Here is a 25,284-nt window from a genome sequence, read left to right as displayed (position 1 = left end):
GTCCCCCAAGGGCAGCATCAGGCCCGGCCAGTCGGGAGCGGCCTCCGAAGCCGGACCGTCTCACTCCCCCGCCAACGATTCCAGTACAGCCAAGTTGCCCTCGCCGAAGCCATGGTGACCGTCGCGCTGGACGATCTCGAAGAAGAACTCGCCCGCCTCGCGCTTTGCAAAGGCCTGGAGAAAGCGGTCCTGCCCGCCATCCGCGCGCACGGTGCCGTCCACGAGGATGCCGTAGCGCTGCAGTGTGGCGGGATCGAGGCCATGCCCCGGCAGGCGCCCATCGAGCGTGCCGTAGTAAGCGGCCGGCGGCTGCACGAACTGCACGCCACTGGCTGCCAGGACCGCGGCGCTGGCCGCCAGGTCATCCGTGGCCAGCGCGATGTGCTGGATGCCCTCGCCATGCGGGTCCGACAGGTAATGGCGCATGCGGTCGTGGCGCGGCGTCCCCTTCTCGTACAGCGGGATCCGGATCTGCCCGCACGGCGACAGCAGCACGCACGCGTCGCTGGCCACCTGCCAGTCGGGATGGACTTCGTGGATTTCCCGGAAGCCAAGCACCTTGCGGTAAAAATCGCTCCATTCCTCGAGATGGCCGGGCTCGACCGCCTGCGTCAGGTGATCGACTCGGACGAGGCCCGCGTCGCGCGGCCGGTTGCCCTGCGACATGGGACGGAAGTCGACGTCATAGATCGAGATGTCGCCGACATCGCCGGGGCGTCCTTCCTTCCCACGCCAGCGGTCGATGAAATAGATGACCGACTGGCCGATGCCCTGGATGGCCGGGATGTTCAGCTCCATCGGACCCACGGTGCCACCTTCGAACGGCCACGCGCCGGCGTCGAGCGCGCGCGCGTAGGCCGCGGCGGCATCGTTCACGCGGATGCCGACGGCGCAGATCGACAAGCCGTACTCGGCCGCGTAGCGCGTCGCGAAGGAATCGGGCTCCGCGTCCACGATGAAATTCATCTCGCCCTGGCGGTAGAGCCTGACCGCCTTGTGGCGGTGCTCGGCAATGGCGGCAAAGCCGAAACGCTCGAAGGTGCGGCCGAGCGCGGCGGGATCCGGCGAGGCGAATTCGATGAACTCGTAACCCTGGATGCCCAGCGGGTTGTCCCAGGCTTCAGCGGCGCTCATGTCGGGGCTCCTGTGATGGTGGGGCTGTGTGGCAGGCCGCCCGGACAAGCAATGCGACAGGGCCGGCGGCAAGGTCGTCCGATCATAACAATGTGCCCGCCGCCTGCCGCATGGCGCGTGACAGCCACCGCCCTCCGTAGAAACCCGCACTGCGTTTCCTGATCGCCCACATGCGTTCGCTAATCGCGCCTTATGCCGACTACATCGCTTGGTTCCCGGCTCACGGGCCACTAATCTCCGGTCATCGAGACATTCCCTCGCCAGGCGAGGACCACGCATCCACGCCGCCCCGGACTCCTCCGCCCCCAGGAACATCATGATCAACGGCAAGACCACCCTCATTGCGCACCTTGGCTTCCCCACGGAATCCTTCAAGGCGCCCATGATCTACAACCCCTGGTTCGAACAGCAGGGCATCGACGCCGTCGTGGTGCCGATGGGCGTGAAGCCCGACGACTACCCCGTGTTCTTCCGCTCGCTGTTCCGCCTGAGCAATATCCGCGGGGCGCTGGTGACCATGCCGCACAAGGTCACCACCGTCGAACTGGTCGACGAACTCACGCCGACCGCGCGCATCGCCGGTGCCTGCAACGCGGTACTGCTGCGCGATGACGGCAAACTCGTCGGCGACCAGTTCGACGGCGCCGGCTTCGCGCGCGGCATCCAGCGCAAGGGCTGCCGACTCGAAGGCGCCCGCGCCATCGTGTCGGGCAGCGGCGGCGTGGGCAGCGCGATTGCCGCGTCACTGGCCGCAGCGGGCGTGGCGGAACTGGCGCTGTTCGATACGCGCGAGGCTTCGTCGCTCGCGCTGCGTGACCGCCTGATTGCGCACTACCCGGCGCTGCGCGTGAGGACGGGTTCGGCCGACCCGGCCGGCTACGATGTGGTGGTCAACGCGACACCGCTCGGCATGAATCCCGGCGATGCGCTGCCCTTCGACGTGGCGCGCATCGATCCCGGCGCGATGGTCGGCGAAGTGGTGATGAAGTCCGAATACACGCCCTTCCTGGAAGCCGCTATCGCGCGCGGCTGCAAGGTCCAGGTCGGCACCGACATGCTGTTCGAGATGATTCCCGCCTACCTGGAGTTTTTTGGCTTCGGCACCGCCACGCCGGAAGCGCTGCGCGCGGTGGCTCGCCTTAAATACTGAAAGACGGCCGCGCCTTCGACACGAACAAGACCGGATGCCCCCCTGCCCAGGCGTTCCAGGCATACCGGACGACATATTGCATCCAATCGTGAATAGTGGAGACAGACAAATGACCACGATCAACAAGGAGATCCCGGCCCACGCCGTGCCCGGCCACTCGCTTGCCGACAAGATCCGCGCCGGGTTCGCGCTCGGCAAGGTGCGCTGGGGCATGCTCGCGCTGGTGTTCTTCGCGACTACGCTCAACTACGTCGACCGCGCCGCGCTCGGCGTGCTGCAGCCGGTGCTGGCCAAGGCCATGGCGTGGACCGCGCAGGACTACGCCAACATCAACTTCTGGTTCCAGGTCGGCTACGCCATCGGCTTCGCGCTGCAAGGCCGCTTCATCGACATGGTCGGCGTCAAGCGCGCCTTTGCGCTGGCCGTGCTGCTGTGGAGCATTGCCTGCGGCGCGCACGCGTTGGCGGCGTCCGCCGTCGGCTTCATGATCTGCCGCTTCTTCCTCGGCCTGACTGAAGCCGCCAACTACCCGGCCTGCGTCAAGACCACGCGCACGTGGTTCCCGGCCAGCGAACGGGCCGTGGCGACCGGCATCTTCAATGCCGGCACCAACGTCGGCGCCATGCTCACACCGATCATGCTGCCGCTGATCCTGCAGGCCTGGGGCTGGCAGGCCGCGTTCCTGATCGTCGGTGCGATGGGCGCGCTCTGGCTCGTGTTCTGGATGATCAAGTACCACAACCCCGATGAGCATCCCACAGTCACGCAAGCGGAACTCGCACACGTCAGCCGCGATGTCGAGCCCGCGCCGCAGCGCATCCCGTACTCGAAGATCCTGCGCATGCGCGGCACCTGGGCCTTCGCCTTCGCCTATGCCATCACCGCGCCGGTGTTCTGGTTCTACCTGTACTGGCTGCCGCCGTTCCTGAACCAGCAGTACCAGCTCGGCATCAGCGTCACGCAGATGGGCATCCCGCTGATCGTCATCTACCTGTGTGCCGATATCGGCAGCGTGGGCGGCGGCGCCCTGTCGTCGTGGCTCATCAGCCACGGCATGGCGGCGGTCCGCGCTCGGCTGCTCTCGATGCTGATCTTCGCGGTGTGCATCACGTCGATCGTGTTCGCCGCCGGCGCCAGCAGCCTGTGGACGGCCGTCGCCGCGATATCGGTCGCCATCGGTGCGCACCAGGCGTGGACTGCCAATATCTGGAGCATGGTGATGGACTACACGCCCAAGCATGTGGTCAGCTCGGTATTCGGCTTCGGCGGCATGATCGGCGCAGTCGGCGGCATGTTCATGACCCAGCTCGTGGGCTATGTCCTGACGGCCACGCACAACAACTACGCCGTGCTCTTCACGATGATCCCCTGCGCGTACTTCATCGCGCTGACCTGGATGTTCCTGACCGCGCCGCGCAAGGTGCCCGAGCACTGAGCCACACGCCAGCTCCCAACCCCTTGCAACACGCCTGACGACAAAAAGGCATTCGAGCCACACTACAGCGGGACATCCAACACACCATGAAGAAGCAACTGATCACGTTGCTCGCGCTCGGCGCGGGCAGCGCGGGGGCAATCGCCCAGACCACCCCCGTCACCACCGGCGTCACGCTCTATGGCCTGATCGATACCACTATCCGCTACAGCACCAACGAAGATGCCGCGGGCCACGGCAGAGTCCAGATGACCGACGGCGTCCTGACCGGCAGCCGCTGGGGCCTGCGCGGCACCGAGGATCTCGGCAGCGGGCTGAAGTCGTGGTTCATCCTCGAATCCGGCTTCAGTCCCGACACCGGCACCAGCCAGCAAGGCGGTCGCCTGTTCGGGCGTACCGCGGTCGTGGGCTTGGAGGGTGACTTCGGCAAGCTGGCGCTGGGGCGCCAATACACGCTGGCCCATGAGGTGTTGTCGTCGTACGAAGCGATGGCCTTCGCCAACAACTCGATCGTCGGCTACCAGGGCGGCAACTACACCGGCCTGCGGTATGACAACACCGTCAAGTACATCAAGAGCTTCGGGGGCCTGCAGATTGCGGGTGCCTACACATTCGGCGAGGTCGCCGGCAGCGTGAAGAACAGCTCGGCCGCGGCCGGCTCGCTGGTCTACAGCTCAGGGCCGATCGAAGTCGGTGCGGTGTATCAGCAGACCTACAACGTATCGTCGGCGTTCTTCGGCGCCGTGCCTGCGGCGCAGGCCAGCAAGCAGACGGTGTGGGGGCTTGGTGGCACGTACAAGGCCGGGCGGTCGCAGTATTACCTCGGCTATACCAACAACCATCTGGATGTGGCGGACTATCGGAACAATGTTGGCTATGTGGGTACGCGGTTTGCGTTGAACGATGCGCTCGCGTTCATCGGTACTTTTCAGTATGACTGGCTGCGCCACGCCGGGCAGAGCGGCAAGCGGCTGACTACGGCGGGGATGCTGGATTACAGCTTCAGCAAGCGGACGGATATTTATCTGGAAGTCGACTACACGCATCTGCAGGGGGCGTGGATCGCGCTTAACAGCGCGCCTGCGTTTAATAACAGTGGGAATACGTATGGGAATGGGAGTCGGTTGGGGGTGATGGCGGGGGTCAGGCATAAGTTCTGATGTCGTGTCGCTCTTGGCGGGCGCCGCTGTTTCGCCGGCGTAGCCGGCGACCTACTCTTTTGTCCATGCGACAAAAGAGCAGGCAGAAAAACGCGTCGCATGGCGGCTGGCCATCAACGGTGCGCTTCTATGGTTCAAGCGGCTTTGGTCTCGCGAAACGTGATCGACGTTCAACCCTGCTACGCTATGTGAGTCGGAACCTGTGCCTGGCGATAACCGGCTTTTGTACGATCCCCAAGTTGGACTCGGGTACAGCGTTCCAATAAGGCCAGAGGTGGGACGCCTTCGGCTGCGCTGCGCGCGCGTCGTAGTCGGGGTGCAAGCGCATCAATGTCCCCGGCGCCCGAGGTTCGTTCCGAGATCCCTTTCCTCGACTTCGCGCATGCAATGCGCGGGCCTCGTCCTGAGGCGCAATTCGCCCTGGGCCTGCGTGCTCAGACTAGGGCTCTGCGCGTGGCGCAGCCGAAGGCGATCACACGATATCGCCGGCAGCAGGGGCCACGGACAGTTTCGGGGCTCGTTCAATCAGCGCTGTATTCCCTCTCACAGTCGTGCCCCACGCGGCAGGCAGCGTGAATGACTCTGAAGCCCATACCCGTACAAAACCCTCAGCACACTACGATAAATATTCGCCCGTTAGGGCAAGCCTGACGCGCTTTTGCCTCCTTTTGTCGCTCGGAAAAGGAGGTCGCCGGCTACGCCGGCGAAACAGCGGCGCCTGCCAAGCGCGCCAAACCCAATCACTTACCTGAGACCATCCCGGCCAGCGCCGAAACCGCCAGCCCATATCCCGCCACTCCAAATCCCGCCATCACCCCCCGAGCCACCGGCGAAATCCAGGAATGATGCCGAAACGCCTCGCGCGCATGCACGTTCGAAATGTGGTACTCGATCACCGGCACCGCAGCCCCTTTGATCGCATCATGCAGCGCAATCGAGGTATGCGTCAGCGCCCCCGCATTGAGCACCACGCCAATCAGCTCCCCCTGAGCACAGGCGCGCCCGGCCTCGTGGATCCAGTCGATCAGTTGCCCTTCGTAGTTCGTCTGCCGGCATTCGGCCCGCAGACCAAGAGATTGCGCAGCTTCCGCGCAGATGCGCTCTACATCGGCCAGCGTTTCACTGCCATACACCGCCGGCTCGCGCGTGCCGAGCAGGTTGAGATTAGGGCCATTGAGCACCAGTACCGTCTTCATGTCGTCTCCTGAAATGAACGCGGCCGCGCCTCTGGCGCGGCCTTCGTCGATAGCCTATCGTTAAGCCTGCGAATAACAATCCGGCAATATGGAAACTCAGAATGCGCTGTCAGCGAACAATGACCCGTTCCTGCGGGACTTGCGGCTGTTCTGCACCGTAGCGCAGCGTTCGAGCTTCATTGCCGCCGCGCATGAGATGGGCATCTCGCCCGCGCATGTGAGCAAGCGCATCGCCATGCTGGAGGCGATGCTCGGCACCCGGCTCTTTCATCGCACGACGCGACGCGTCAGCGTGACGGCGGAGGGCGAGAACGCGTTTGCGTGGGCGCGGAAGATCCTGGAGGACGTGGATGGCATGCTCGAAGCCGTCGGCGGCGCCGGCAGGGCCGACAGCGAGCCGCGCGGGCTGCTGCGCATTGCCGCAAGCTTCCGGCTCGGACGGCGTTTCGTGGCGCCGGTGCTGGCGCTGCTGCGGCAACAGCATCCGGGGCTGGAGGTATGGCTGGAGCTGCTGGACCGGCGCGTGGACCTGATCGGCGAGAACTTCGATCTCGATATCCGCATCGGCGAAGTTGAGGAGCCGCACCTGATTGCGAGCCACATCGCCAGCGGCAGCCGCGTGCTGTGTGCGGCGCCGGCCTACCTGGCACGGCGCGGCACGCCGCGCCATCTGGCCGAGCTTGCGCAGCACGATTGCCTGCTCCACCGCGAGCGCGACCAGGCCTTTGGCGTGTGGCGGCTGCAAGGCCCGGCCGGCATGGAGATGGTCAAGGTGACCGGCCCGATGGCGTCCAACCACAGCGACGTCACGCGCCAGTGGGCCCATGAAGGCTACGGCATCATCATGGCGTCGGTCTGGGATGTGGCCGACAGCATCCGCGAAGGCGAACTCATGCAGGTGCTGCCGGCCTGGCAGCAGCCGGCCGATGTCTGGGCCGTGACCAGCGCGCGCGCATCTTCATCGGCGCGCATGCGCGTGTGCATCGAATTTCTCAAGGACCGCCTGTCGCAGGGGCCGTTCGCGCTGGCGAGTTCATTGCACAAGTAAGCCACTGCGCTTAGCACGGCAGGCGCATGGGCGCTACAGCGTACGCATGATCGACAGCGCGGTGTCCTGCAGCACCTGCAGCACGCGCGCGCATGCCGCTTCCGCGCTCTCCTCGCCGATCTGCATATTGACCGACAGCGCGGCGATCACCTTGCCGTGGCGATCGCGCAGCGGCACCGCGACGCCACGCACGCCAATCTGCAGCTGCTGCTCGACCACGGCATAGCCCTGCGCGCCGGCCTTGCGGATTTCCTGCAGCAATCGGTCGTGCTGGAGGATGGTGTATGGCGTATAGGGCGTCAGCACGCACTGGTCCAGCCACTCCCGCACCGTGTCCTCCGGCTGCGACGCCAGCATCATCACGCCCGCCGAGGCCAGTGGCGCCGGAACGCGCGCGCCCAGCACGAAGCCCGTGCTCATCACGCGGCTGGTGCTGGTGCGGGAGATGAACACCAGCTCCCAGCCATCTAGCACGCTCAGGTAAGCCGCCTCACCCAACTGGGCCGTGATCTGCTGCAGGAACGGCTGCACCAGGCGTGGCAGTCGCGCCGAATCGAAGTAGGACCAGCCGACCTTGAGCACCCGCGGCGTCAGGCTGAACAGCGTACCGTCGCTGGTGGTGTAGCCAAGGTGTTCGAGTGTGAGCAGGTAGCGCCGCGCAGCGGTGCGGGTCAGGCCCGTCAACTGCGCCGCCTGGCTTGGCGTCAGCCGCGGATGGTCGTTGTCGAAGGCCTCCAGGATGGCCAGGCCCTTTTCCAGCCCTGCGATCCAGTCACGCCGGTTCAGCGGTTCTTTTTCCATGGTTAACCCGAGTAATGCACGACTGTCGCGCGCCATCGCGCGATTATCGCTCGTCGGCGCGCGAATTGCGATTGTTTGGCCCACAGTTGGCTCCTAACCTTGCGGCATGCCCTTCCCTGCCGCACGTGCCATGTCAGCCGACCTTTCGCTCAAGCCGCTCCCCAAGTCCATCGCCACCGTCTCGCTGTCCGGCACGCTGCCGGAGAAGCTCGAAGCCGCCGCGGCGGCCGGGTTCGACGGCGTGGAAATCTTCGAGAACGACCTGCTCAACTTCGAGGGCTCGCCCGCCGAGGTGTGCCGCATGGCGACCGACCTCGGGCTGCGCATCATGCTCTACCAGCCGCTGCGCGATTTCGAGGCGATGCCGGCGGAGCTGTTTGCGCGCAATATGGCGCGCGCCGAACGCAAGTTCGATGTGATGGAACAGCTCGGCGCCGACACGGTGCTGGTCTGCAGCAACGTGCAAGACATCGCCATCGACGATCCCGCGCGCGCCGCCGCCGATCTGCGCCAGATGGCCGAGGCCGCCGCGCGGCGCGGCCTGCGCGTCGGCTTCGAGGCGCTGGCATGGGGTCGCCACACGCGCACCTGGCGCCAGGCGTGGGACATCGTGCAGCACGCGGACCATCCGGCGCTGGGGCTGGTGCTGGACAGCTTCCATACGCTTGCGCTCGGCGACGACCTGTCGGGGCTCGATGCCGTGCCCGCGGACAAGATCTTCTTTGTGCAGCTTGCCGACGCGCCGCGCATGTCGATGGACGTGCTGGGCTGGAGCCGGCATTACCGTAACTTTCCGGGCCAGGGCGACCTGCCCGTCACCGCGTTCGCGCGCGCCGTACTGCAGGCCGGCTATACGGGCCCGCTGTCGCTGGAAATTTTCAACGACGAGTTCCGTGCCGCACCGGCGCGGCAGACCGCACTGGACGGGCTGCGCTCGCTGATCTGGCTCGAGTCCGAGGCGGGCGGGCATGCGCTGCCGGCGCCACCGGTTTTCGACGGGGTGGATTTCATCGAATTTGCCGTCGACTACGTGGCCGGCCGCGAACTGGCCCGGCGCCTGGAATCGCTTGGCTTCGTGCATGCCGGACACCATCGCTCCAAGGCGGTCGACCTGTACCGGCAGGGCGGCATCAACCTGATCCTCAATGCGGAGCAGGACAGCGCCGCCGCCGAGCACTTCCAGCTGCACGGCCCTTCCGTTTGTGCGATCGGCCTCAAGGTGGACGACGCCGGCCGCGCCATCTCGCGTGCCCGTGCGCTGCTATGCAAGGAGTGGCGCGAACGGGTAGGCCCCGACGAGCGCGTGATTCCCGCGCTGCGCTCGCCAGACGGCTTGCTGTTCCACCTGATCGATGACCTCGACGCCGCACGCAGCATCTACGAGAGCGACTTCGACTTGCGCGCGCCGGTGCAGGCCGACACCTCCGACGCCGGGCTGACGGCGATCGACCACATTGCACAGGCCCTGCCCGCGCACAAGCTCGACACCTTCGTGCTGTTCTACCGGTCGGTGTTCGGCATGCAGGCCGAAGGCGTGCACGAGATCGCGGATCCGTACGGGCTGGTCAAGAGCCGCGCCATGGTCAGCGCCGACCAGCGCGTGCGCATCCCGCTCAATGTGTCGGAGAGCGGCCGCACCGCCACGGGCCGATTCGTCGCCGCCTATGCGGGATCGGGCGTGCACCACATCGCCTTCCGCTCCGCAGAACTCACGCAGACGGTGGAGCAGATCGACCGCAGCCGTTCCGCGATGCTGCCCGTGCCGGACAACTACTACGACGACCTCGCCGCCCGGCTCGCGCTCGACGACACGCTGCTGGCCCGGCTGCAGCGCCTTGGCCTGCTCTACGACCGCGACGGCCATGGCGAATTCCTGCACACCTATACCGAGCCCTTCCACGAGCGCTTCTTTTTCGAGCTCGTGCAGCGCAGCGGATATCTGGGCTATGGCGCGGCCAATGCCTCGGTCCGCATGGCGGCGCAAGCGAAGCTGCGCCACAACTGAAGCCCTTCGCCGAGGCCATCCCCTCTACGACTTTCACGACATCCCCCAAGGAGACATCGCATGCAAGACCCCTGCATCATCTCGGTGGCCATCACCGGTTCCGTGCCGCGCAAGCAGGACAACATCGCCGTGCCGGTCACGGTGGCCGAACAGATCGAAAGCACGCACGCCAGCTTCGAGGCCGGCGCCACGCTGGTCCACCTGCATGTCCGCGACGACGAGCAAAACCCCAGCTCAGACCCGGACCGCTTCGCCGCCTTGCAGGAGGGCATCCGCAAGCATTGCCCCGGCATGATCGTGCAATTCTCCACGGGCGGACGCGGGCGCGAGGCCAGCCAGCGTGGTGCCATGCTGAATCTGCGTCCGGACATGGCCTCGCTGGCCACCGGATCGGTCAACTTCCCTTCAAGCGTCTACGAGAACTCGCCGACGCTCATTCGCGAACTGGCTGGCAGCATGCGCGAGTACCACGTCAAGCCGGAGATCGAGATCTTCGATGTGTCGATGATCTACAGCATGGCCGACCTGGTTAAGGAAGGCCTGATCGCGCCGCAGCCACATGTGCAATTTGTGTTCGGCATTCGCAATGCGATGCCCGCGCGCCGCGAAGTGCTGGAATTCGAGGTGGAGCAGCTGCACAAGGTCCTGCCGGGCGCCACCTGGACGGCAGCCGGTATCGGACGGCATCAGCTCGAGGTCAATCACTGGACGCTGGAACTGGGCGGCCATTGCCGGACCGGCCTGGAAGACAACATCCGCTGGGACAAGGACACGCTGGCGCGCAGCAACGCGCAGTTGGTGGAACGCGTGGCGCAGCTGTGCGGCGAGTATGGCCGCGCCGTGGCGACGCCCGCGCAGGCGAGAACGCTGCTCGGCCTGACTGCCCTCACCGAGACGGCATAGCCGGAGCCGATGTCAGGCCGGGGCGCTCACCGCGCGCCGGCCGCGCTCGCGCGCCGCAGCGGCAGTGCCGCCGACACCGCTGGCGGCGATCATCACGACGCCCATTAGCGACCAGGCGTCCGGCACGTGCGAGAACACCAGCCAGCCACCAAGCATCGCGAACGCGATCTGCAGGTAGAGATAAGGCGTCAGCACGCCAACCGGCGCGCGCGCATAGGCAAAGACCAGGCACAGGTGGCCGGCACAACCGGCCAGCGCCATGCCGGCAAGCATGAACCAGTGCAGCGGGCTCACGTGCCAGACCCACGTAAAAGGCAACGCCGCGGTCAGCAGCAGCGTGGCAACGCATCCTGTGTAGAAATGCGTCGTACCGACCCCGTCGGCTCGCGTCAGCGGACCGGTCATCAACTGGTAGCCCGCATTGGACAGCACCACGCCCAGCGGCAGCAGCATGGCCGGCTGGAATTCGGGGCCAGGCCGTATCACCATCAATGCGCCGACAAGGCCCAACAGCAGGAACAGCCAGCGCACCGGCGATACGTGCTCCCCCATCAGCGCGGCGGCGGCCAGCGTAATCGCGAGCGGCGTCAGCATGGCCACGGCGGTGAAATCCCCCACAGGCAGGACCTTCAGGCTGAAGAACGCACACAGGCTGGATGTCAGCATCAGCACGGCGCGCAGGCTCTGGAGCACCGGCCGGCGCGTATGCAGCAGCGCCCGCCCTCGCGCGGGTAGCAGAACCGCGCCTGTCAGCGCGGTCTGCGCGAGATAGCGCACCCACAGCGCCATGACCACGGGGACCGCGCTGCCGACGACCTTGGTCAGCGTATCGAGCATGGCAAAGCAAGCGACCGCCGCGATCATCAGCGCAATGCCTTGCGGCGCGTGGTAGTCCTTCATTGGGGCCTTGCCTGCTCGTTGCGCCGCTCGGAGGTGCGTTGCGCGGCGTGGATGGGGGGATGGGAGCAGGTTACCGTTGCCGGTGGGAAAAACAATCGGGCTGGGTGGAAAGTCAGAATGCGCTGGAAGTGAATAATCGGTCCGGCAACCCAGGCGCAATCTGTGCTTGATGCTGCGCCCGGAAAGTGTGCGCTCCGTACTACACCTGTGCCAGCAGTTCCCGCAGCTTCGCCTTCGCCACTTTCTCGAGCGTGGCCCGTGGCAGGCTGTCCATCAGGCGCACTTCGTGCGGACGCTTGAAGTCGGCGAGTTGCGCCGCGCAGGCGGCAAGGATCCGTTTCGCCAGATCGTCGCCAGCCGCCGGTCCGGGAATGACGAAGGCCACCGGCACTTCATCGAGCATGGGGTGTTTCTTCGCCACCACAGCGGCTTCCGCCACGCCGGGCACGAGCGCGATCACGCGTTCGATTTCCGACGCCGCCACGTTCTCGCCGCCTACCTTCAGCATGTCCTTGGCCCGGTCGGCAAAGTACAAGGCACCGTCTTCGCCGAGCCGCACGCGGTCGCCCGTGATGAACAGGCCATCTTCGCGGAACGCCGCGGCCGTGGCGGCCGGATCGTTGAAGTACTCCAGGAACAGCGACACCCCGCGTCGACCGCGCACGTAGAGATCGCCGGTCTGACCCGGCGCCACCGGCCGGCCCTGCGCATCGAGCACATGGATTTCATATCCCGGCGACGGGCGCCCCATCGACATCGGCGCATTGGCGCGATGCGGCGAGCCCACCGTGCCGTGCGAGACGGTCTCGGTCATGCCCCACCAGCCGATGGTCTTCACGCCAAAGTGGGCGTCGGTCGGCGGCTCGCAGACGCCGCTGCCCCAGTGGCGATAGCTGTGCCGTTCGGGCAGCGGCTGGGCCATCAGCGCACGCACGCAGAACGGCACCATCGACGTCCAGGTGCAGCCATGCTTCAGCGACACCGGCCAGAAGCGCGATACCGAGAACTTCGGCAGCAGCACCACCGTGGCGCCTACCCACAGCGAAGCGGCCACCGAATACACCTGCGCGTTGGTATGGAACAGCGGCAGGTGCACGAGATGGACATCGTCCGCGCGGAGGTCCTCATGCCGCGCGCAAAGCTGCGCGCCCCACAGCGCGTTGGCATGGCTCCACAGCACCGCCTTCGGCCGCGAAGTCGTGCCCGAGGTGTACTGGATGCCGAACGGCGCCATCGGGTCGTGCGGGCGGCTGGCCAGCGTGGCGGGATCGGCATCGATGGCCGCGAACGGCGTGAAGCCAGCCACATCCGCTTCCGGCGGCGCACCGTTGTCGGTCGCGGTGACGGCCACCCAATTCAATGCCGGCGCAGCCGCGCGCACCATGGCCGCGAAGCGCGGCTGCGTGATGCCGGCCACGGCGCCGCTATGGCTCGCAAAGTAAGCGAGTTCGTCGGCGCTGGAACGCGTGTTCGTTGTCACGGGCACCGCGCCCGCATACGCGCAGCCCAGCCAGGCGATGACCGATTCCGCGCAGTTGTCCAGATGCACGAGCACGCGCTCGCCGGCTTGCACGCCGCGTGTCTGCAATCCCGCTGCAAAGCGTCGGACCGCGTCACCGAATTCAGCGTAAGACCACGTCTTGCCCTGGCCTTCAAAGGGTTCCCACACCAGGAACGGATGGCTGCCGCGCCGCGCAGCCTGTTCATCGATCAGGGTGCGGATATCGGTGGCTTCGAACGGCGTCAGGGCGGCAGGAGTCATGGGGGCGGTCCGCGGCAACAGACAAAGTAAAGGGTGCCGACGAGTATCGCGAAGCGGCGCGCGACAGCAACTCGTCCAAAGCGACGAATCTGCCTCGTCATGGCCGCTACTGACCGGGACGCCGGCCCCACGCCCCGGCGGCGTTCTGTCCTATATTGGAAAACCTGCGGTATGTGGGAACAGACCCGGGAACAGACCCGAGGAGACGCGCCATGGCCACCTGGAAGCCGGATCCGAGCTTTTACCCATCCCCCCGCCTGGCAGCCAAGGCGCCGCCCGAGACCATTGCCTACGTGGCGATGTTCGATCCTGAGCGCAAGCAGCCCGATGCGATCGCCGTGGTCGACGTGGATCCTGCATCACCACGCTACGCGACCATCGTCGGCCAGGTCGCCATGCCGCATGCCGGAGACGAGCTGCACCATTTCGGGTGGAATGCATGTTCCTCGTGCCTGTGCCCGAACGCGCCGCATCCGCATATGGAGCGACGCTATCTCGTCGTGCCGGGACTGCGCTCGTCGCGCATCTATATCCTCGACACCAAGCCCGATCCGCTCAAGCCCTTCCTGGCCAAGGTGATCGAACCCGAGACACTGGCCGAGCGCACCGGCTACAGCCGCCCGCATACCGTGCACTGCGGGCCAGGCGGCATTTACGTGACCGCACTCGGCAATGCCGAGGGCAAGGGCCCCGGCGGCATCGCCATGCTCGACGCGCAGAGCTTCGAGCCGCTCGGCCGGTGGGAGGTGGAGCGCGGCCCGCAGTACTTCGCCTATGACGGTTGGTGGCACCTGGGCTACGACACGCTGGTGACCAGCGAATGGGGCACGCCGGACATGGTCGAGGACGGCCTGGTGCCCGACATCCTGCTCGGCGCGCGCTATGGCCGCCGCCTACACTTCTGGGACTTAACGCGGCGCAGGCACCTGCAGGAGATCGACTTCGGCGACGAGCACCAGCTCGTGTTCGAGTTGCGCCCGGCGCATGACCCGACCAAAGCCTATGGCTTCGTCAACTGCGTGATCAGCCTGAAGGACCTGTCATCGTCGATCTGGACCTGGTATCGCGACAAGGACAAGTGGGCCGTGCGCAAGGTCATCGAGATCCCGGCCGAGGCCGCCGACCCCGACCAGTTGCCGCCCGTGCTAAAGGGCTTCAAGGCCGTGCCGCCGCTCGTGACCGACATCGACCTGTCGATGGACGACCGTTTCCTCTACGTGTCGTGCTGGGGCACGGGTGACCTGCTGCAATACGATGTCTCCGACCCGTTCGAACCGAAGCTCACGGGCAAGGTGCGCATCGGCGGCATCGTGTCGCGCGCTACGCATCCCGGTGCGAAGAACGGCGCGCTCAATGGCGGGCCGCAGATGGTCGAGATCAGCCGCGACGGCCGACGCGTCTACTTCACCAACTCGCTGTACGGCGCGGTGGATCCGCAGTTCTATCCCGAGGGCATCGACGGCTGGATGGTGAAGCTCGACGCCGGCCCGAATGGCGGCATCGAGTTCGACCCGAAGTTCTTCCTCGAATGGCCGAAAGGGCATCGCCCGCACCAGGTCCGGCTTCAGGGCGGCGACTGTTCGTCGGATTCGTACTGCTATCCGTAATGGACCCGTCCGCCACGCTGACGACTGCATCGGCGCAGTGGGCGTCATGGTGGCCGTGGCTGCTGATTGCTGCGCTGGGCCTGTTCCACGGCATCAACCCTGCCATGGGCTGGCTGTTCGCCGTGGCGCTGGGACTGCACCGCCACAAGCGCAGTGTGGTGATGCTGTCGCTGTTGCCGATCGCGCTCGGCCATGCGCTCGCGGTGGCGGTATTCGTGGCGGTGGCACTGTGGCTAGGCAGCGTGATCGACACGCGCGTGTTCGCACGCGCTGGTGGGCTTGTCCTGATCGGCTGGGCGGCATGGCATGTTTGGCGCGGCCACCGCGGTCGGCCGCGCGTGGGCATGCAAGCCGGCATGGCCGGGCTTGCATGCTGGTCGTTCCTGATGGCGGGCGTGCATGGCGCCGGACTCATGCTGGTGCCAGTGCTCATGCCGCTATGCGCGTCGCCACTGTCCGGCCAGATCAGCCGCGGCAGCGCCGTGGCACCGGCCGTGCTGGCACTGGGCCTGCATACCGGCGCGATGCTGGTGGCCATCTGCGCGGTGGCGCTGCTGGTCTATGACCGCATTGGTGTGGCATTCCTGCGCACGGGATGGATCAACCTGGACCTGGTGTGGAGCGCCGCGCTGGTCCTGTGTGGCGTGGCGTTGCTGCTGCGTTGAAGAAGCGGCTTGTCGACGCGGCCAGTCGTCAACGCATTTCGAAGATCACGTCGATGATACGTTGGCCATAGTGGATCGCTGCCTGCTCGGCTGCGGCACGCGTGTAGTAGTCCTGCTTGTCGACCTCGCGGTCGTACTGCATATCGTGACTCGGAACGTCCGCATATCCGACGCCCAGCAGATAACCCCATTTCGGTCCCGGTCCGGTCAGCTCCCTGGTGGCGTCCACCAGTTCAAAAGCCAACGCGTGGATGAACATGCCGCGATAGCTCTCGGTCACCCATCTCAGAGGTACGACCATCTTTTTCTCCACTTCAGCTTGTCGCAGAGCCGGATGCGTTTATGTCTCCAAAAAGAACCCGTGCCCGGACAGTGCGGGCACGGGGGTGCCGAACGAGCATGGATGACTGCTCGACGGTACGGGAGGATACGCACCGCCGGGAAACAATATATTGAAAATGAAACCACAACAACGCAAAAGGTGTACTTGAGAGAAGTTATGCTCCATATGCCACAATAAGGCGAGTGCCGATACGCGCCTGCCATAGCAGAGATCTCAAATAACTTATTGATTTGTTGAAGTATTTAGAACCATCCGCCCCGCGGGGTGCACGCCTCGATGTGGGAAAAATGATACTCATCGCAGTCGACGTAACAATTTGTTGCATTTCCATGACTGTACGGTTAGATATGCGTGGAGAAACCGTCACGAGCCCGCAGTGGCTTGGAGGCGGTTGAGGTTTTCGTCCCGGTGGAAAAGCGCGGAGTCCGGACGCTCGAAGGGAGTCGGCGCGCAGTGGTTCAGGCCGCCGCCGCCTCGTGGCCGGCGGGCAGCTTGAGCAGCATTTCGATCGTCTCGGGCAACGCCAGCACGCCTTGGGGCTTGCGCAGCACGGTGACCGCAGCGGGCAGCCCACCGTGCGCGGCGATTTCCTCTTCCGTCAGGCCCGTCATGACGACGGTGCCGATCTCGCAGTAGTGGGGAACCCTGCCAAGTGCATGGATCAGCCGGAAGCCGTCCATCCCCGGCATCATCAGGTCGAGGACGATCAGGTCGGGATTGACCTTCCCGATCATGAGCAGCCCTTCAAATCCGTTTTGCGCCACTTCCAACCGCACGGCCGGCAGTCTTGTAGAAATTACACGCTGGTAGAGGTCCAGCATGTACGGGTCGTCATCGATCAGGATGATGGTGGGCGGCCGCGACGACGCTGCGCGTGCCTGATCCTGCTCCGTCGCAAGCGTTTCCACCGCCGTGCGCGGGATACGCCGATGGCCGCCATCGGTCTTCCATGCTGGCAGGCGCCCACTCTCCACCCATACCTGGATGGAGCGCAGCGACACACCTAGCCGGCGGGCCGCCTCGCGGGTGGAATAAAAGTCGGGTTCTTCAGCCATGGAGCCTGCTCAGGATCTTGCTCCGCAGGGCGCGTGAGCCACATGCCGCCACCGACCATAGATGATGAAGGCGGCGAGGATGGAAATGATACAACGCCCGACTCCCTTTTTTTCAATCTTGGCCCGCGCACGAACTCCAGACCCCGGCTCACGCGCGCCGGCCTCAACTTGCGAGATCGGATGGGGCAATGCAGTTCTGTGCTAGCATGCGCGAAAATGTCATTTATGCGTTAATTAAGTTTCACTTAAATCATATTAACGCCCGACGCTCGCGATCGCACACCGACGCCAAACGCCCGCTTCCTATGTCAACGTCCGAAGAGACGCATGTCCCGGCCCGCCTTGGCGATGACGTCACTGCCCCAACGCAGGCGGCAGACCACCGCGACCCATTGCTGGAACTGTCGCTGGACCTCATCTGCGAGGCCTCGGGCGACGGCTACTTCACGCGCGTCAATCCCGCCTTCACAAGCGTGCTGGGCTGGCGCGCCGACGAACTACTCGCGCGTCCGTTCCTCGATTTCGTCGCGCCCGAGGACCGGGCGCGTACGCAGGAACTCGTCCGGAGCCATGTCAAAGGGAATCCGATCGAAGATTTCCAGAACCGCTATCTCTGCAAGGACGGCGCAGTGCGCTGGCTGTCCTGGCGGGCGGTGCTGCGCGACGACGGAACGCTCTACGCCACCGCGCGCGATGTGACCCAGAGCCGCATCGCCCAGCTTGAAATCGAACGCGCCCGCCAGGAGGCTGAGGCAGCGTCGCGCGCCAAAAGCGCCTTCCTCGCGATGATTAGCCACGAGATCCGCACGCCGATGAACGGCGTCATCGGCATGATCGAAGTGCTCACGCGCACGACGCTCTCGGCCGATCAGCGCGAGATGGTGGCGACCGTGCGTGAATCGGCCGCCGCGCTGCTGAACATCATCGACGACATCCTCGATTTTTCGAAAATCGAAGCGGACAAGATGCGCATCGAATGCGTGCCGCTATCGATCGAACATACCGTCGAGACGCTGTGCGCGTCGCTGGTGCTGCTGGCCGAGCGCAATAACGTGGCGCTCTATCTCGACATCGATCCCGGGCTCCCTGCGCAAGTGCTTGGCGATGATCTGCGGCTACGGCAGGTGCTCTACAACCTGGTCGGCAACGCGATCAAGTTTTCCGGCGGGGCGCTGCCCGGCGGCCGCGTCTATCTGCGCATCGCGCCCGCCGGGGGCGACGTGGTCCGGTTCGAGATTGAAGACAACGGCATCGGCATGCCCCCCGATGCGATGGCGACGCTGTTCCAGCCATTCGTACAGGCCGAGACCACGACCACGCGGCGCTTCGGCGGCACGGGCCTGGGCCTGGCGATCTGCCGCCGGCTCACCGAACTGATGGGCGGTTCGATCGCGGCGGCGAGCCAGCCCGGCGCCGGGGCCACCTTCACCGTCTGCCTGCCGCTGCGCGCCGCCGAAGCGCCGCTGCCAAGGCCCACTCCGATCAGTGGCGTGCACTGCCTCCTCATCGGCATCGCCGAGCCGCAACGCACCACCGTCGCACGTTACCTGCGCCACGCAGGCGCTACGGTAACGGCGCAAGACGACGTGCCAGCACGCATCGCCGCGGCTGCCGATGGCACCGGGGCCGGGGTGCTGCTGCACGGCGACGACGCAAGTCCCGCCGCAATCTCCGCGCTTATCGCGCAGATGCCCACTGGCACCGGGCGTGTGCGCTTGCGTGCAGGCTACAGTCCAGCCCCGGCATCAGAGGCCGGCAATGCCGTTTCGATCGGCCGGCATGCATTGCGCCGGCGCACGCTGGAAGATGCCGTGGCGATGGCTGCGAAGCGCCTGCTGCCGGCGGCCGCGCCACTTGCCGAACCAGAGATTGCGCAGGCCAGTACCTCGGCATCGGTACAGGCCCATCGCCTGCTCGTCGCGGAAGACGACGAGATCAATCGCCGTGTGATCTCGCGCCAGCTCCAGTTGCTCGGCTACCGTGTCGACTTCGCCGCTGATGGCGCCGACGCGCTCGACCGGTGGCGCCGTGGCAGCTATGCGCTGCTGCTGACCGACCTGCATATGCCTCGGCTCGATGGCTATGCGCTGTGCGACCAGATCCGCGCCGAAGAAGCCCAGGCCGGCCGGACACGCATGCCCGTCATCGCGCTGACCGCTAACGCGATCAAAGGGGAAGCGTTGCAGGCGCGGGATATCGGCATGGATGACTACCTGGCCAAGCCACTGACGCTGTCCGCGCTGCAGCAGACCCTTGCGCACTGGCTGCCGTCGCCCTCGCCTTCGCTGGCGGGGCCGATGCCCACGGCCGGCCCGCATGCATTGCCCGTCTTCGATGCGGAAGCGCTCAGGGCCTTTGTCGGCGACGACGCCGCTGCGATTCGCGAACTGCTGGACGAATATGAACGTGCTGCCCAGACGATTGCCGCCAGCATCCGGCGCGATATCGCCGCACAGCGCGCGGACGGCGTCGCGCATGGCGTGCACCGTTTGAAGTCGTCGTCGCGCGCCGTGGGTGCGTTTGCGCTGGGGGAGGTCTGCCATCGCATGGAAACGGCGGCCCGGCAAGGCAATGTGGCCGCACTCGGTGCGCTCGGCGAGGAATTCGATGACGCCTTTGCACGGCTGAGTATGGCGATTCGCAGTTGATGAGCTTGCGTCCAGACGACGACATGCGCGTAACGCAGCCGAAGGCGTCCCGCCACTGATCTTATTGGAACGCTGTGCCCAACACCCCTACGCCATAAAATCAGACCACATTAAAAAAATGCGTCCCATCGCGTTCAAGCTGCGCGATCAGCCCGAACTCCCAGTCGAGGTACGCCTGCATCGCCGCAGCCGCGTTGTCGGTGCCTTCGTAAGGTCGGCGGTAGCGGTCCGTGCGCGGCACGGCCAGATGCGTCTCTCCGCTTTCGACCGGCAGACCCGCCGCGATCCACGCGAGCGTGCCGCCTTCCAGCACGCAGATCTCCGCCTGCGTGAGCGCACGCAGATCCGCGGCGGCAAAGCGCGCGAGCTGGCTGGTGCCGCAGGTCAGCACATAGCGCTGCGCCGCTGGAATGCGCTTCAGCGCATCAGCCAACTGCGCGCGTATGACGAACCACGCGCCCGGGATATGGCGCTTTACGTAGTTGGCGCTGGCCGTGACATCGAGCACGGCGGTCTGTCCATCCTGCGCCTGCAGCCACGATGCGAGCGTGGCCGGCGACACGGTCTCCACCGGCGCCGCGTCGGGCCCAGGCACGCGCGGAACGCCGGCTTCGCTGCGCAGCGCCGCATCGACTGGTTCGACCACGCGGACATCCCAGCCCATCTGCGCAAGCCAGGACGCACTCATGTCCGCACGCACGCCATCATCATCGGCCAGCACGATGCGCGCGCCGCGCACGGGCGCGCTGTGGTCGGTCTCCTGGACGAGCTGTCCGCCCGGCGCGTTGACGAAGCCGGGCAAGTGGCCATCGGCATATTCCTCGGGCGTGCGCACATCGAACCGGTAGACCGTGCGGCCCGGCGCTTCCAGCGACGCCAGCGCATCATAAGCAATGCTCTGAACACCCGCACGCGCGGCGATATCGCGCGCGCCTCGGCGTGCCTGCTCGCGGTTGGCCTCGGGGACTTCCAGGGGCGCGCGTCGGCTTGCTCCGTGGTCCAGTGTCTGCCCCGCCAGCGTCCAGCCGATGGTGCCGTTGCGCAGCGCTGCCACAGGGTTGGGAATGCCGGCGTTGATCAGTGATTGTGTGCCGATGATGCTGCGCGTGCGGCCCGCGCAATTCACGATGACCTGCGTCGCCGGGTTCGGCGCGAGCTCGCGTACGCGCAGCACCAGTTCGGCACCCGGCACGCTCGTGGCCGTGGGGATGCTCATGGTCTGGTATTCGTCGAACCGCCGGGCGTCCACCACGACCACGTCGGCACCGCGATCGATCAGAGCCTTGACCTCCGGCGCAGCCAGCGATGGCGTATGGCGCTTCGCTTCCACGACCTCGCCGAACGACTTGCTCGGCACGTTGACGTCGCGGAACACTTCGCCGCCGGCAGCAATCCAGGCATCGAGTCCACCTTCGAGCAGGTTCACGTCGGTATAGCCAAGCCCGCGCAGCACGTTCGCCGCGCGCGGCGCGAGGTCGGTGCCCTCATGCTCGCCATAGACAACGATGCGCGTATCGCGGCGCGGGATGCGCGGCCACGCTTCGAGTTCGAGCTTGGACAGCGGGAAGTTAGCCGCCCACAGCGGATGCGACTGCGCAAACGGATCTTCCTCGCGCACGTCGATCAGTGCGATCTCCGTGCGGTCCAGCAGCGCCTGGCGCACGGCCTGGCTGGTAATCAGCGGAAACGGTTGTGCAGAAACGGTCATGATGCGGCGGAATCCTTCGAGCGGTCCCACGGATTGGGCAGGTAAGGGTTGGAATAGCCGGAAATGAACGGCTTGCGTTCGCCGGCTTCGGTATAAACGCTGCGGCGCACGCCGCCGATGTTGGCGCCGTACACGTGGATGCTGATCGAGACGCGGTCGTCGTAGGCGTTGTGTACGCGGTGGATATCGCCCACGGTTGGCGAAACGGCTTCCACGTGGCCCGGCTCCAGCCGCGTCGGCTCGCCATGCAGAACCGGCCGGCCCGATCCATCGAGCACGAATGGCTGCGAATATTCGGCGCCGCGCAGCATGCCGATCAGGCCCCACACCGTGTGGTCATGAATCGGCGTGCGCTGGCCCGGCCCCCACACGAAACTGACGATCGAAAAGCGCTCGGCCGAGTCGCAGTGCAGCAGCATCTGCTGGTAGTACTCGGGATGCGGCTGCGCGAACGCATCGGGCAGCCAGTCATCGCGTGCGACCAGCCGTGCCAGCAGCGCGCCGCCTTCGCGCAGGATGCGCGCCTCGCCGGGCTGCTCATCCAGCAGCGCCGACAGGCCCGTGATGAACTCGCGCAGCGGCGCCAGCGAAGCGCGGCCCGCGGTGGGGGACTCACTCATCCCGTGTCTCCTGATATGTCATTGTCCGAGCGCCACGCGCCCGGCCGCCACGAGGATCGAATCATTCTGCGGCGTATGGATGCGGCTGCACAGCACGTCACGGTAATGGCGTTCCAGCGGATTGTTGCGGCTCAGGCCGTGGTTGCCCGACAGCTGCAGCGCCAGCTCCACCGCGCGGATCGCATTGCCCGTCACCGTGAACTTTAACAGTCCGCTGTCGGTCGGTGTCGGCGGGGTGCCGGCGTCGGTGCGTGCGGCGGCATCGTCGAGCAGCGCCTGGTTGGCATGCAGCAGCGTCGCGATCTCGCCGATCGCTTCCTGCACGCGTGGCAGTGTCGCGAGCGGCGCGCCAAGGCTTCCGGGTGTCCGCTCCCGCACAAAGGCGAGGATCCAGTCGAAGCCCGCACGCGCCACGGCGTCATAAAGGCTGCCGAGCAGCACCACCATCCATGCCTGCTGGTCCGCATTGGCATCGACATCGGCCTGGCTGGCGCCAGCGGGCGCCCACGCCGAAGGCTCGCGGATGTCGACGGCGTTTTCGGGCGGAATCCACACATTGTCGAGCACCGTCTCATGGCTGCCCGACGCGCGCAGGCCCATATGATTCCAGTTCTCCACGATGCGGATTCCCGCCGTGTCCCTCCCGGGCCGGGGCACGAGGAACACCCCGACGCGCGGCTGTGGCTCGTCGGTGCGTGCCCAGACCGACAGCCAGCGCAATGCCGGAATGCCGGTGCTGTACAGCTTGCGGCCGCTAAGCCGCCATCCGTTCGCCAGGCGCGTGGCAACGGTGCCCGGCAAGCCACCGCGGGCAGGCGAGCCAAGGTCCGGCTCCACTCGCAGCGAATTGATCAGTCCGCCATCTTCAACCGCGCTCGCGAATACCTGTTTGCGTACCGCTTCGGTCCAGTGCGTATCGGCTCGCCCGATCGCGCGATGCTGCAGATAGGTCATGGTCAGTACCAGCGCCGTCGCGGCATCGCCGCTGGCCACCGCATCGATGATGCGGCGCGCCTCTGCCAACCCCGCTCCGCCGCCACCGTGTGGGCGCGGCACTACCTGCGAGATCAAACCGTACTGGTGCAGCAGCGTGAAGTTCTCGTGAGGAAAGCTCGCCGCGGCGTCGTGCTGCGCGGCGGTTGCCGCAAGGCGAGGCGTCAACTGGGCGAGCACATCGCCGAGCAGCGCCTCGCTGCTCGGCAGCCGGCGCAGGGAAGACAGGGACATGGTGGATTCCTTGCAGGGTCGGTACGCGAGCCACGCACCGCTTGTGAATGCCATATAGCGTACCGCCGCCGCGCCGTTTCGATAACGACGCATCCTGCATATGGTCTGTCGTTTTTATTCGTTCGGCCGCGCGGCGTTTGGGCGTACGTTGTGGCCCTGCCCCTTTGTCGTCTCTTCCTTTGCACATCGCCTTGCGCCGTCCGCGCGAGCGCTACGTTGCACCCTTCCATCCAGGAGAAACTCGCATGAGCGTCGATATCATCGGCATGATCCAGAGCCAGAAGCAGTCCGAAATCCACCGCCCGACGGGCCCGGTGATCGATCGCGATTACGTGCGCGCATTCGCGCAGGCCCATGAGCAGGCCGGCTTCGACCGCATCCTGGTGCCGCACCATTCCACGGGCCCGTCGGCGACGCTGACGATTTCCTATGCGGCCACGGTCACCGAGCGCATCCACTTCATGCTGGCCCATCGCCCGGGCTTCACCGCACCGACGCTGGCCGCGCGCCAGATCGCCACGCTCGACCAGTTCAGCGGCGGCCGGCTCGGCGTGCATTTCATTTCTGGCGGCTCCGACCACGAACAGAAGCGCGATGGCGATTACCTGAACCACGACGAACGCTACGCGCGCACCGACGAGTACCTCGGCATCCTGCGCCGCATCTGGACCGCGGACAAACCGTTCGATCACGAAGGCAAGTACTACCGGTTCAGCAACGGCTTCTCCGAAGTCAAGCCGGCGCAGAAGCCGCATGTGCCGATCTATTTCGGCGGCGCATCCGAAGCGGCGCTAACGGTCGCGGGCAAGCATGCCGACGTGTATGCGCTGTAAGGAGAATCGCTCGACCAGGTGCGCGACCTGACCACACGCGTACGCGCCGAAGCCGCGAAGCATGGCCGCGAGGTGCCCTTCTCGGTGTCGTTCCGCCCGGTACTGGCCGAGACCGAGGAGAAGGCCTGGGCCCGCGCCGACAGCATCCTCGAACGCACCCGCGCGCTGCGCGTGCAGCAGGGCTATAGCCGCGGCGGCCCGCAACAGAGCGAAGGCGCGCGCCGCCTGCTTGCGGCGGCAGAACAGGGCGACCGCGTCGACCAGCGCCTGTGGACCGCGATTGCTCGCGAGACCGGCGGACGCTCGAACTCCACCGGCCTCGTCGGTACACCTGAGCAAGTGGCCGAAACGCTGCTGGAGTACTACGACCTCGGTGTCACGACTTTCCTGATCCGCGGCTTCGACCCGCTGGAAGACGTCGTCGACTATGGCCGCGAACTGATTCCGCGTGTGCGCGAACTGGTCGCGCAGCGCGATGCGCAGCAGCAGCGGAATCGCAAAGCCGCCTGAGCGCAAGCTGTCGTCACTGAACTGCCGGACTGACCCAACCAAAACGACACAACAAAAGCGGGGAGCCGAATCCATGAGCCATAGCCATACATTGTCCGAACCCGCCGGCGGCGCTCGCGCGCGGCGCTGCCACGCCGGAGTCGCGCTCCGCATGGCGGCCGTGGCCGACCGGTATCGCTGCCGCCATCGCATGGACCGCGTTCGGCGCCATCACTTGGCGCTGGCCGAACAAGGTCGCGGGCTTCTCCGACTGGGCCTACACCGAGGAACTCAGCATCGCCGCGCTGGCCGCCGCTGCGCTGCTGGCGCTGATCGAGGTCTACGTCGACGACTGGCCCCGGCTCGGCGACAGCACGCTCAACACGCTAAAGCTGCTTGGCCTCGGCGTGGCCTATGGCGGCGTCGCGGGCTTCCTGATCGGCGTGTCGATCGGCTGGTCGCGCCGCATCGGCTACTGGGTGCATCCCGTGCTGCGCGTGCGCATCGTCCCCACACCTCACCGGCGTATCCGGCAACACCACAATCGCTGCCGGCGCTTGACCCACGGTTCCAGACGTTGTTGCTGACGCGCGAT

19 protein-coding genes and 2 pseudogenes are annotated in these 25,284 nt (G+C 65.9%); 11 read left to right on the top strand and 10 right to left on the bottom strand.

From position 1 onward, the window contains the following. Positions 1–60 precede the first annotated feature (60 nt). Complete coding sequence (locus tag ACIGJG_RS23765) at positions 61–1,134, bottom strand: 4-hydroxyphenylpyruvate dioxygenase family protein (RefSeq protein WP_140949436.1); 1,074 nt, start codon at positions 1,132–1,134, stop codon at positions 61–63. Positions 1,135–1,450: 316 nt separating this feature from the next. Between ACIGJG_RS23765 and ACIGJG_RS23760 the strand changes: the two genes are divergently transcribed. From ACIGJG_RS23760 to ACIGJG_RS23750, 3 genes are all read left to right on the top strand, one after another. After that, positions 1,451–2,284: a shikimate dehydrogenase family protein gene (locus tag ACIGJG_RS23760; protein WP_483674007.1), complete on the top strand. Its 834-nt coding sequence runs from the start codon at positions 1,451–1,453 to the stop codon at positions 2,282–2,284. 109 nt (positions 2,285–2,393) lie between these two features. Continuing rightward, the gene (locus tag ACIGJG_RS23755; protein ID WP_483674006.1) at positions 2,394–3,719 is read left to right on the top strand and encodes an MFS transporter; all 1,326 of its coding nucleotides are present in this window, start codon (positions 2,394–2,396) and stop codon (positions 3,717–3,719) included. Positions 3,720–3,805: 86 nt separating this feature from the next. Then, positions 3,806–4,879, top strand: a complete 1,074-nt coding sequence (locus tag ACIGJG_RS23750; protein ID WP_140949434.1) for a porin — start codon at positions 3,806–3,808, stop codon at positions 4,877–4,879. A 740-nt stretch (positions 4,880–5,619) separates the two neighbouring features. Here ACIGJG_RS23750 and aroQ read toward each other — a convergent pair. After that, positions 5,620–6,075: a type II 3-dehydroquinate dehydratase gene (aroQ, locus tag ACIGJG_RS23745; RefSeq protein WP_011301146.1), complete on the bottom strand. Its 456-nt coding sequence runs from the start codon at positions 6,073–6,075 to the stop codon at positions 5,620–5,622. 88 nt (positions 6,076–6,163) lie between these two features. On the opposite strand from aroQ, the gene ACIGJG_RS23740 reads away from it, so the two are divergent. Next, positions 6,164–7,123, top strand: a complete 960-nt coding sequence (locus ACIGJG_RS23740) for a LysR family transcriptional regulator (protein WP_011301147.1) — start codon at positions 6,164–6,166, stop codon at positions 7,121–7,123. Between the two features lie 33 nt (positions 7,124–7,156). Here ACIGJG_RS23740 and ACIGJG_RS23735 read toward each other — a convergent pair whose 3' ends face one another. Beyond that, complete coding sequence (locus ACIGJG_RS23735) at positions 7,157–7,924, bottom strand: IclR family transcriptional regulator domain-containing protein (protein ID WP_011301148.1); 768 nt, start codon at positions 7,922–7,924, stop codon at positions 7,157–7,159. 106 nt (positions 7,925–8,030) lie between these two features. Between ACIGJG_RS23735 and ACIGJG_RS23730 the strand changes: the two genes are divergently transcribed. Together ACIGJG_RS23730 and ACIGJG_RS23725 are read left to right on the top strand one after the other, a co-directional pair. Beyond that, the gene (locus ACIGJG_RS23730) at positions 8,031–9,929 is read left to right on the top strand and encodes a bifunctional sugar phosphate isomerase/epimerase/4-hydroxyphenylpyruvate dioxygenase family protein (RefSeq protein ID WP_425332964.1); all 1,899 of its coding nucleotides are present in this window, start codon (positions 8,031–8,033) and stop codon (positions 9,927–9,929) included. Between the two features lie 60 nt (positions 9,930–9,989). Next, on the top strand, positions 9,990–10,832 hold the full coding sequence (locus tag ACIGJG_RS23725; protein ID WP_011301150.1) for a 3-oxoadipate:acetyl-CoA acetyltransferase: 843 nt from the start codon (positions 9,990–9,992) through the stop codon (positions 10,830–10,832). Between the two features lie 12 nt (positions 10,833–10,844). Here the strand turns inward: ACIGJG_RS23725 and ACIGJG_RS23720 are convergent, their stop codons facing one another. Both ACIGJG_RS23720 and ACIGJG_RS23715 read right to left on the bottom strand, forming a co-directional pair. Beyond that, entirely contained in the window at positions 10,845–11,732 is an 888-nt protein-coding gene (locus ACIGJG_RS23720; protein ID WP_483674005.1) for a DMT family transporter, read from the bottom strand. Positions 11,733–11,931: 199 nt separating this feature from the next. Then, the gene (locus ACIGJG_RS23715; protein ID WP_483674004.1) at positions 11,932–13,494 is read right to left on the bottom strand and encodes an AMP-binding protein; all 1,563 of its coding nucleotides are present in this window, start codon (positions 13,492–13,494) and stop codon (positions 11,932–11,934) included. A 212-nt stretch (positions 13,495–13,706) separates the two neighbouring features. Here ACIGJG_RS23715 and ACIGJG_RS23710 point away from each other — a divergent pair, with 212 nt between their 5' ends. Next, positions 13,707–15,101, top strand: coding sequence for a selenium-binding family protein (locus ACIGJG_RS23710; RefSeq protein ID WP_483674003.1), 1,395 nt, complete (start codon positions 13,707–13,709; stop codon positions 15,099–15,101). Continuing rightward, a complete protein-coding gene (locus ACIGJG_RS23705; protein ID WP_011301154.1) occupies positions 15,101–15,766 on the top strand; it encodes a hypothetical protein in 666 nt (221 codons plus the stop codon). The genes ACIGJG_RS23710 and ACIGJG_RS23705 overlap by 1 nt, the downstream gene beginning before the upstream one ends. Before the next feature lie 28 nt (positions 15,767–15,794). Here ACIGJG_RS23705 and ACIGJG_RS23700 read toward each other — a convergent pair whose 3' ends face one another. Next, the gene (locus ACIGJG_RS23700; protein WP_011301155.1) at positions 15,795–16,067 is read right to left on the bottom strand and encodes a hypothetical protein; all 273 of its coding nucleotides are present in this window, start codon (positions 16,065–16,067) and stop codon (positions 15,795–15,797) included. Between the two features lie 500 nt (positions 16,068–16,567). Beyond that, entirely contained in the window at positions 16,568–17,164 is a 597-nt protein-coding gene (locus ACIGJG_RS23695; RefSeq protein WP_011301156.1) for an excisionase family DNA-binding protein, read from the bottom strand. A 305-nt stretch (positions 17,165–17,469) separates the two neighbouring features. Between ACIGJG_RS23695 and ACIGJG_RS23690 the strand changes: the two genes are divergently transcribed. Further along, entirely contained in the window at positions 17,470–19,812 is a 2,343-nt protein-coding gene (locus tag ACIGJG_RS23690; RefSeq protein ID WP_181184381.1) for a PAS domain-containing hybrid sensor histidine kinase/response regulator, read from the top strand. Positions 19,813–19,912: 100 nt separating this feature from the next. On the opposite strand, the gene ACIGJG_RS23685 is transcribed toward ACIGJG_RS23690, so the two are convergent. Genes ACIGJG_RS23685 through ACIGJG_RS23675 form a run of 3 tightly spaced genes read right to left on the bottom strand, consistent with a single transcriptional unit; the run spans position 19,913 to position 23,367 of the window. Then, positions 19,913–21,520: a rhodanese-related sulfurtransferase gene (locus ACIGJG_RS23685; protein WP_483674002.1), complete on the bottom strand. Its 1,608-nt coding sequence runs from the start codon at positions 21,518–21,520 to the stop codon at positions 19,913–19,915. Next, positions 21,517–22,140: a cysteine dioxygenase family protein gene (locus tag ACIGJG_RS23680; RefSeq protein WP_011301159.1), complete on the bottom strand. Its 624-nt coding sequence runs from the start codon at positions 22,138–22,140 to the stop codon at positions 21,517–21,519. The genes ACIGJG_RS23685 and ACIGJG_RS23680 overlap by 4 nt, the downstream gene beginning before the upstream one ends. Before the next feature lie 18 nt (positions 22,141–22,158). After that, positions 22,159–23,367 (bottom strand): acyl-CoA dehydrogenase family protein, encoded by a 1,209-nt coding sequence (locus ACIGJG_RS23675; protein WP_011301160.1) that lies wholly within the window; start codon positions 23,365–23,367, stop codon positions 22,159–22,161. 245 nt (positions 23,368–23,612) lie between these two features. On the opposite strand from ACIGJG_RS23675, the pseudogene ACIGJG_RS23670 reads away from it, so the two are divergent. Both ACIGJG_RS23670 and ACIGJG_RS23665 read left to right on the top strand, forming a co-directional pair. Continuing rightward, positions 23,613–24,710, top strand: a pseudogene (locus ACIGJG_RS23670) (LLM class flavin-dependent oxidoreductase). 80 nt (positions 24,711–24,790) lie between these two features. Beyond that, positions 24,791–25,189: pseudogene (locus ACIGJG_RS23665) on the top strand (ABC transporter permease); the annotation flags it as partial. Positions 25,190–25,284: the final 95 nt, after the last annotated feature.

It is taken from the genome of Cupriavidus sp. C1SS-2L (assembly GCF_057073735.1).
This window is presented reverse-complemented; position numbering and strand designations above follow the sequence as displayed.